The organism is Streptomyces sp. DH37, from assembly GCF_029813835.1.
Taxonomy (GTDB): domain Bacteria; phylum Actinomycetota; class Actinomycetes; order Streptomycetales; family Streptomycetaceae; genus Streptomyces.
Map to the genome: position 1 here is coordinate 1 of NZ_JARVKV010000118.1, position 8,511 is coordinate 8,511.

The window sequence follows — 8,511 nt, forward strand, 5'->3', positions numbered from 1 at the left end:
GGGACCGGGCCGGTCCCCGCGGCCGGGCCGCGGGCCGTCAGGTGGCGGGCCCGCGGCGCCGGGCGGCGCCGGTGAGCATCGCGTGCTCGACGACGGAGGCCAGCACCTCGCGCGCGGAGTCGCGCTCGCGCACGTCGCACCGGAGGACCGGCACCGCCTCGTCCAGGCCCAGCGCGGCCCGGACCGCCTCCGCCGGGAGGTGGCCGGCGCCGTCGAAGCGGTTGACGGCCACGGCGAACGGGACGGCGTGCCGCTCGAAGCAGTCGACGGCGTCGAGGCAGTCCTCCAGGCGGCGGGCGTCGGCGAGGACCACCGCGCCGAGCGCCCCCTGCGCCAGCTCGTCCCACAGGGGCCGGAAGCGGCCCTGGCCCGGGGCGCCGAGGATGCAGAGGGTCAGGGTCTCGTTCAGGGTGATGCGGCCGAAGTCCATGGCGACGGTGGCGGTTCCCCGGACGCCCGCCTCCGCCGTCCCCCCGAGGCCGCCGGCCGGGAGGCGGGCCCCGGCCAGGACCTCCTCGGTGCGCAGCGGGCCGACCTCGCTGACGGAGCCGACCAGGGTGGTCTTGCCAACCCCGAGGCCGCCCGCCACCAGCACCTTGAGCGCCACCGGCGCGGCGGCGTCCCCGGGGTGCTCCCGGTGGTCGCAGGAGTCCGCGAAGACCATCGGCTCTTCCTCCGCATCTCGCAGTGCGGCCCGCGTCCTCGCGGTGCCGCCCGTCGGGGCAAGAGATCGTTCCGCACGGGCGCGGCGACGGCAAGCCCCCCGGAGCGGCCGGGACCGAATCCGGCCACGACCGCCGGGACGCCACCGGGGCGCCACCGGAACACCACGGGAACACCGCCGGGAGTCCCCAAGTACCGCCGGATGCCGCCGAGTACGGCCGTGTGCCACCTCGGTGGGCCGTTTACCGCCTGTATCGTCAGGGAACTGGGCGGTATGCCTGTTTCTCAGAACGTTCGCACTGTCCTCTCGGCCGTCCGCTCGGCGCTTCCGGACCCCGAGCACCCAGGGCGGGTGCTGACCGCCGTGGAGAGGCTGGAGAGCTCTCCCCGTCTCGACGCCGCGCTCGGACCGCTGCGGCGCGCCGTGCGCGCGCTCCCGCTGGGGGGCGCGCGCGACGCCCTCCACGGCCGCTGGCTGGGTCACCCGGTGCACCCCCTGATGGTCCAGGTCCCCATCGGCACCTGGATGTCCGCCGCCGTCCTCGACCTGCTGCCCGGGCAGCGCCGCGGCGCCGACGCCCTGGTGGGGCTCGGTCTGGCGGCGGCCGCCCCGGCCGCCCTGGCGGGCTGGGTGGACTGGGCCGAGCTGCGCAAGCCGCAGATGCGGGTCGGCCTGGTGCACGCCGCGGCGAACGTCACGGCCGTCGGCCTGTACGCGGCGTCGCTGGGCGCCCGGCTGCGCGGCCGCCGGGCGCGGGGACGCCTGCTGGGGTTCGCGGGGCTGGCCGTGGTGAGCGCCGGGGGCGCCCTGGGCGGCCACCTGTCCTACCGGCAGGCCGCCTCGGTCAACCACGCCGAGCACGTGTCGGCCGCGACCGAGCCCGGCTGGCACCCCATCGGCGACATGGCGGACCTGCCGGTCGGCGAACCGGTGCGGCGGTACGTGGGCGAGACGCCGGTGGTCGTCGTCCGCGAGGTCGGCGGGAAGGTGCACGCGCTGGCCGACCGGTGCAGCCACATGGCCGGGCCGCTGTCGCAGGGCGAGGTCGTCGACGGCTGCGTGCGGTGCCCGTGGCACGGCAGCACCTTCCGGCTGGCGGACGGCTGGAACGTGCGCGGCCCCGCGACGTCCCCCCAGCCGGCCTTCGAGACCCGGCTGGTGGACGGCCGGGTGGAGGCGCGTCTGGTCGAGGACCCGGCCGAGGCGCACCGCCCCGTGTCCGGTCCGGCCCGGTGAGGACGCGGACGGCCGCCCGACGGCTCCCGGACGTGCTCAGAGCGACCGCAGGCCGTTGATCACGTCGCGCAGGACGCGTTCGTCCGGCAGCTCGGCCGGGGGGACGGGGCGGGTGACGCGGACCAGCTCGGCCTCGACGAGGTCGCCGACCAGGACGCGTACGACGCCCACCGGCAGGTCCAGTACGGCCGCCAGCTCGGCGACCGGCTGAGGGGCCCGGCGGCACCGGGCGACGATGTCGAGGTGCTCCGGGCCCAGGACGGCGTCTGCCGGCGCCCCGCCCTCCCCGGGCGCCGCCGGGGCGCCGGGCGCGCCGGGCCGCGCGTCCGCGGTCTCGGCGATCACCAGCGCGACCAGGTCGATGCGGCCCGCGGTGGCGCTCCGGGTGCGACCGCGCGTCATGGCGTACGGCCGCACCACCGGTCCGGCCGCGTCGTCGAACCAACGGTCCGTCACGGCGGATCACCCCGCGCCGGGCGCGCCGTGCCGGGGCGGGCGGCCGCCGGAGAGGGCGAGCGCCTCGCGGACGCCCGCGGTCCGGCCCACCGGCTCGTCCGGGAGCCGGTCCGGCTCACCCGTCGCCCGGGCGGCGTCCTCTTCCGTGCCGTGCGGTGCGTTCATCGGCCGTCCCCCTCCGGTACGTCGGTCGCGGTGCCGTGTCGTCCGTGCCGTTCCCACCGTCCGGTCCGTCCACACCCGCGCCGTTCGGGAAGTTCGCCTTCTGCTGCCGGCCGCGTCGCAGACCGTGCTGGAGCGAGGCCATCCGGGCGCGCACCTCGTCGGCGTCCCGGCCCCGGTCGCGATCACGGTCGCGACCACGGTCGCGACCACGATCGTGATCATGGCCGTGATCATGGCCGTGATCATGCCCGTGATCATGGTTGTGATCACGGTCGCGGTCGCGTTCCCCGTCACGGCTCCGGCCGCGGGCGCCGGGCCCGAACTCCCGGACGAGGCCGGTCTGCGGTGCGCGCCGGGGCGGGCCGTCCGGCGCGGCCGGCGTCCCCGGCTCCTCCGCCGGCCCGTCGTACCCGGTGGACGGGTGGGGCGGCCGGGGGGACGGGAACCGCGGTGCCGGCGCGGCGCGGTGGCCGTCGGCGTGTCCGCGCAGGAGGGCGCCGATGCCGCCGGCGTCCACCGGGTCCCCCACGGGGGGATCGAGTTCGACGGGGCCGCCCCGGCCCGTTCCGACGGCGGGCCGCGCGCCGCGCAGCGGGAGCCCCGCGGCGGTCCGGGCGGAGTCCCCACCCGCCTCCACGGCGTTCCCGGGTCCCGGGGTGATCTCGGTGAGAAGCGCGCCGGGGATGAGCACGACGGCGGTGGTGCCCCCGTACGGCGAGGGCTGCAAGGAGACGCGGACGCCCTGGCGCCGGCCGAGCCGGGAGACGACGAACAGGCCCAGCCGGTCGGTGTCGGAGAGCTGGAAGTCGGGCGTCTCGGCGAGTCGGAGGTTGGCCTCCAGCAGCGCCTCCGGGGACATGCCCAGGCCCCGGTCGTGGATCTCCAGGGCGAAGCCGCTGGGCACCCGCTCGCCGAGCACCTGCACCCCGGCGTGGGGCGGCGAGAACACCGTGGCGTTCTCCAGGAGTTCGGCGATGAGGTGGGTGAGGTCGGCGATGGCGGCGCCGTCGACCGCGAGCGGGGGCAGCCTCCGCACCTCGATGCGCTCGTAGTCCTCCACCTCGGAGACGGCGGCGCGGACGACGTCCATCAGCGGGATGGGCTTGCGCCACTGGCGGGAGGGCGCGGCGCCGGAGAGGATGACCAGGCCCTCGGCGTGGCGGCGCATGCGGGTGGTGAGGTGGTCGAGCCGGAAGAGGTCGGCCAGTTCCTCGGGATCCTCGGTGCGCCGCTCCATGGCGTCCAGCAGGGTGAGCTGGCGGTGCAGCAGCACCTGACTGCGGCGGGCGAGGTTGACGAAGACCTCGGAGACGCCGCGGCGCATGTCCGCCTGTCTGACGGCGGCCTCGACGGCGGCCCGCCGGAGGGTGTCGAGGGCCTGCCCGACCTGGCCGATCTCGTCGCGCCCGTACTCCAGGCGCGGGGCCTCGGCCTCGACGTCGACCTGCTCGCCCGCGGCGAGCCGCCGCATGACGTCCGGCAGCCGCACCCCCGCCGCCTCGCCCGCCTCTCTGCGCAGGGCGCCGAGGTCGCGGACCAGGCCGCGGCCGATGCGGAAGGAGACGACGACGGAGACCAGGACGGCGATGAAGCCGAGGATCCCGGTGACGGCGGCGCGCATCAGCACGGAGGCGGCCTCCGGCTCGACGCGCCGGTGGTAGCGGTCGCTCGTCTCCCGGTCCATGCGCCGCAGTTCGTCCAGGACGGTCTCGGACGTCCTCTGCCAGCGCTCCGCGTTGAAGGCCCCCACCGCGCCCGCGGCGCCGGCGCCGATGATCGCGTCCTCGGCGGCGCGCAGGGCCCGGCCGTCGGTGCCGGACCAGAAGCGCTGGTACCTCTCCCGGTCCTCGGCGGGGAGCATCGCCAGGTGGATGCGGTAGGTGAGCTCGCGCTCGGCCACCCGGTCGGACACGGCGCGCAGCTGATCGCCGGTCATCCGGCCGGCGGTGAACGCGGCGGCCATCAGGGCGTCCTCGCGGGAGAGGTACTCGCGGGCGCGGGAGAGACCGATGAGGGCCCGGCCCTCCTTCTCCAGCCGGACGTCGTCCACGCCGCGCATGCCGGTGAGGAAGGCGTGGCAGGGGTCGACGAGGGCGTTGTACGCGTCGTAGGCGTCGCGTCGCTCGATGGTGTTGTCCGCGACCCGGGCGCGCACCGTCTCCAGCCGGTCGAGTCCGGCGAGGAGTTCGTCCAGGCGTCTGCGGGAGTCGTCGTCCAGTTCGCCGCGGACCCGGTCGCCTGCGGCCCGGGCGCGCAGGGCGGCCACCGCCTCGTCGGTGGCCCGCTGTCCTTCGCGCAGGGCGGTCAGGGAGTCGGAGCGGCGCGGGTCGGCGAGGTGGACCAGGACCCGGCGGCGTTCGGTCTGCACGGCGCGGACGGTCTCCTGGACCGGTTCGCCGAGCTCGCCCATGACGGCCGCGGCGTCGAGCAGCCGGTCCGCCTCGCGGCCGGTGATCACCGTGGCGAACGCCCAGATCGAGGTGAGCGCCACCAGGGGGACCAGCAGCAGCGCCATGATCTTCCGCCGGATCGACTTGCCGCGAAAGCGCATGGCCTCCCCTACGTCCACCCTGTCGAACAGGGGCATGGGTTCCCTCAGCAAACGGCGCGAGCCTACTACTGGTAACGGACCGTTCGTAGGCGCGCACGGGCCGTCGGGTACCCGTAGGCTGCCTGTCCTGCGCCGTTGTGACGCTGTGTTGTGATACGCCGGATGCCTCACGGTGCGCGGGGAACGCGCGCACGGAACAGCGCGGGGAGACCACATGGGGCTGAGCAGGGCCGACTGGGGACCGGGCGGCTTCGATCAGTTTCGATCGGACCGGAGTGAGGACGCGGTGTACGAGGAGGGTGGAGATTGCGTGGACGCCGACGCGGGGCTGCCCGACCCGGTGCGGGCGGCGGCCGTGCGCGCGGTCGTCCTCGTGGCGGTGACCCTGGTGCTGGTCATGATCGCCGTGCTGTGCTCCCTGGCCCAGGTGTGGCTGGCCCTCCCGATGGTGCTGGCGGCGGTGGCGGGCACGGTGGTCACCACCTGGGGGGTGCTGGACGTGTGGGTGACCCGCCAGATGTGGAACCAGCGCAACGGGGTGGTCTCCACCCCGAGCAGCGTGGCGCGCGAGCGCGGCGCCTTCCGCCGAAGACACGGCTAGGCACGGTCCGGCGGGCCGTGCGACCGGGAGCCGGAGGGTCCTCCCGGCCGGTACCGGCCGGCACGACAGCCCCTCAGTTCGCGCGGATGCGGCGGGCCTTGGCCACGAGTCTCCGAGGCAGCTCCGGCCCCGCGCACGCGTAGTCGATCAGCAGGTTCCGGTAGGCGGTGTTCGCGAGCTCCGGCGCCAGGGCGATCAGGGCCCTCAGGTCGTCGGACGAGCCGGAAAGGCGTGTGCGGTAGGCGGCGCCCGCCGCGCGCAGGGCGACCTCGTGGGGTTCGTGTTCCAGGCCCTGTTCGACGAGGCTCGCGGCTGCGGAGAAGTCGCCCTGCTCGGCACGCACGTCCGCCAGGTCCAGGTGGAGGGACCAGTTGGCGGGGTCCAGGCTCAGGGCGCACTCGAAGGCCGCCGCAGCCCGGTCCAGGTCGCCCATCACGCGCCAGGTGGCCGCTCGCGCGACTGCGGTCCACATGACCCGATCGACGGCGTCGGCGCGGTCGCACAGGGCGAAGGACAGCTCGTAGCGGCCGCAGGACCGGGGCAGCCGGGCCATGGAGGCCAGCGCCTCCGGGACGGGGCTGCGTGCGGAGACCACCTCGATGGCGTCGAACCAGGGCGCGAACCGCTCACGCATCTCGTCGGTGTCCAGGTCGTGGCCGTGGTCCAGCGTCCGCAGACACGCCTCGGCCAGCGCCTCGGCACTCACCGCGCCGAGAAGGCGCGCATCGCCGAACCAGGGGGCGGCGCCCCATGCCACGTCGGGCCGCGCGCCCGTGACCGAGCCGAGGGTCATCACCGCGTCGTCCATGTCCCCGTCGAGGAACAGGAAGTACGCCTGTGCCGGCACAGTGCCCAGGGAGCCGTCCCCCTCGAGGCCCTCCTCCAGTTCCGGGCGCAGGTCCCGCCACAACTCGGCGAGGGCCGCGTAGGGTTCCGGGGCTGCCGGTGCCGAGGCCACCGCCCCCACCAGGAACTTCACGGCGCCGACCGGGCTTCCGCCGCAGTGCGCCATCACACCGGCGAGACCGACTCCCGACGCCACCGACCGACTCGACATCTCCGAAGAATATCCCCGGCCGGGGGTTCCGGGGCCACCCGCGCGAGGCGCGGCGGCGGGGACGGCAGGCCCACCGGCTTCGACGGCGGTGTCCGCGAACGCCGCGGCGAGGCCGGGCAGGCGATCAACCGGCCCCAGAACTCCCGAGCCGTCGCCGGCCGCCGCGGCAGGGGGCCTCATGCCCTCCACGACGCCGTCACCGCCGCCGCGGTCCGCCCATGGCTCCGCCGCCCGTGACCCGCCGGACCGTGCCCGGTGCCGGAGCCCGGGCCACCGCGCGTCGCGCGGCCCGGCGGACGCCGTAGGGGAAACCCCTCACAACGGCCGCCGCCGGCCCGTCGGCCGACCCCGACGGGGGCCGGGGCCCAAGCCCTCCCCGGTGACGATCCCGGGGCCGCTCCGGCCGCCGAGGATGGGGCGCACGGCAGAACACGCCGTCGAACCAGCCGTCGAACCAGTCGAACCAACCGTCGAGCCACCGGAGACGCCCATGGAACCGCGCACCCGTGCCCTCCTGACCGCCGCCCTCGTGCTGGGGGTCGCCGCCGGCCCGCTGACCGCGCCCGTCACGGCCCACCCCCGCTCCCCCGCGGCGGCCGGCGCCGCCTCGCCCGGCGCCGGCACCGGCACCGGCGCCGGGGGGACGCGCACCGCCGGGCCCGACGCCGACGCGTTGCGCTCCGCGATGGCCGGTCTGCCGGACCGGGACGTGACGGCGGCGCTCGTACGCGTCGGAGGCCGCGGCGCCTGGCACGGCGCGGCCGGGGTGCGCGACGTCACGACCGGCGCCCCGGCCCTGGAGCACGGCCGGTTCCGGGCCGGGTCCGTCACGAAGGTGGTGACCGCGGCCCTGGTGCTGCAGCTCGCCGCCGAGGGCCGGGTGGACCTCGACGCACCGGTGGCGGCCTACCTGCCGGAGCTGTCGTCGCCCGCCTTCACCAGGCCCGTCACCGTGCGGCACCTGCTCCGCTTCACCAGCGGGCTCCGGGCGGGCGTCTCCCTCGGCGACACCGTGGAGGAGGGGTATCCCCACCGGTTCGAGACCCTCACCCCGCGGGAGGTCGTGGCCTCGGCCGTCGCCGGGGGACCGGCGTTCGCCCCGGGCACCCGGCAGGAGTACAACAACGTCAATTACATAGCGCTCGGCATGCTGGTCGAGAAGGTCACCGGCGACTCCTACGGACGCCAGGCGGCCCTGCGGGTCCTCCGGCCGCTGGGCATGCGGCACACCTCCTTCCCCGGGGGCTCCGACCCGCGGGTCCACGGCCCGCACAACCGCGGCTACGACTGGATCGACGGCCGGCTCGTGGATGTCACCGAGTGGAACGTGTCGGACCGCTGGGCGGCGGGCGACATGATCTCCACCACCGCCGACCTGGAGCGCCTCCTGGTCGCGCTGTTCCGCGGAAGGCTGGTCCCGGGGCCGCTGTCGCAGGAGTTCTTCACCGTCCCGGAGGTCACCGGGGCGACCAGGGCCGCCGGCGGCATGCAGCGGTACGAGGTGAACGGCCGGGAGGTCTGGGGCAAGACGGGCTCGCGTCCCGGCTACCACACGGTCATCGCCGCGACGCCCGACCTGTCCCGGACCGTCGTCTACTCCGTCAACAGCACCGACGCCAAGGGGGATGCGTGGGGCGTCGTCGAGCGCTTCGCCTTCCCGGCCTTCAACCGCTGACGCCCCGGCGACCGCCGTCTGCGGCCGTCCGGTCAGGCCCCGCCCTCAGTCGGGGACGGCCGCGGCCCGGGGCACCGCCGCCCGCTCGGCGCCCGCGCCGCGCGGG

At 76.1% G+C, this 8,511-nt stretch carries 7 protein-coding genes; 3 read left to right on the forward strand and 4 right to left on the reverse strand.

Annotated elements, in window-relative coordinates:
- Nucleotides 1-37: 37 nt before the first annotated feature.
- The gene (locus tag QC029_RS29900) at nt 38-664 is read right to left on the reverse strand and encodes an ATP/GTP-binding protein (protein WP_279558984.1); all 627 of its coding nucleotides are present in this window, start codon (nt 662-664) and stop codon (nt 38-40) included.
- A 273-nt stretch (nt 665-937) separates the two neighbouring features.
- On the opposite strand from QC029_RS29900, the gene QC029_RS29905 reads away from it, so the two are divergent.
- The gene (locus tag QC029_RS29905) at nt 938-1,900 is read left to right on the forward strand and encodes a Rieske (2Fe-2S) protein (RefSeq protein ID WP_279558985.1); all 963 of its coding nucleotides are present in this window, start codon (nt 938-940) and stop codon (nt 1,898-1,900) included.
- 36 nt (nt 1,901-1,936) lie between these two features.
- On the opposite strand, the gene QC029_RS29910 is transcribed toward QC029_RS29905, so the two are convergent.
- Together QC029_RS29910 and QC029_RS29915 are read right to left on the reverse strand one after the other, a co-directional pair.
- Nucleotides 1,937-2,356: a DUF742 domain-containing protein gene (locus QC029_RS29910; protein WP_279558986.1), complete on the reverse strand. Its 420-nt coding sequence runs from the start codon at nt 2,354-2,356 to the stop codon at nt 1,937-1,939.
- Between the two features lie 115 nt (nt 2,357-2,471).
- On the reverse strand, nt 2,472-5,072 hold the full coding sequence (locus QC029_RS29915; protein WP_279558990.1) for a nitrate- and nitrite sensing domain-containing protein: 2,601 nt from the start codon (nt 5,070-5,072) through the stop codon (nt 2,472-2,474).
- Nucleotides 5,073-5,286: 214 nt separating this feature from the next.
- Between QC029_RS29915 and QC029_RS29920 the strand changes: the two genes are divergently transcribed.
- A complete protein-coding gene (locus QC029_RS29920) occupies nt 5,287-5,673 on the forward strand; it encodes a hypothetical protein (protein WP_279558987.1) in 387 nt (128 codons plus the stop codon).
- A gap of 73 nt (nt 5,674-5,746) precedes the next feature.
- Here QC029_RS29920 and QC029_RS29925 read toward each other — a convergent pair whose 3' ends face one another.
- Nucleotides 5,747-6,730: a tetratricopeptide repeat protein gene (locus QC029_RS29925; protein ID WP_279558988.1), complete on the reverse strand. Its 984-nt coding sequence runs from the start codon at nt 6,728-6,730 to the stop codon at nt 5,747-5,749.
- Between the two features lie 490 nt (nt 6,731-7,220).
- Here QC029_RS29925 and QC029_RS29930 point away from each other — a divergent pair, with 490 nt between their 5' ends.
- Nucleotides 7,221-8,405, forward strand: coding sequence for a serine hydrolase (locus QC029_RS29930; protein WP_279558989.1), 1,185 nt, complete (start codon nt 7,221-7,223; stop codon nt 8,403-8,405).
- Nucleotides 8,406-8,511: the final 106 nt, after the last annotated feature.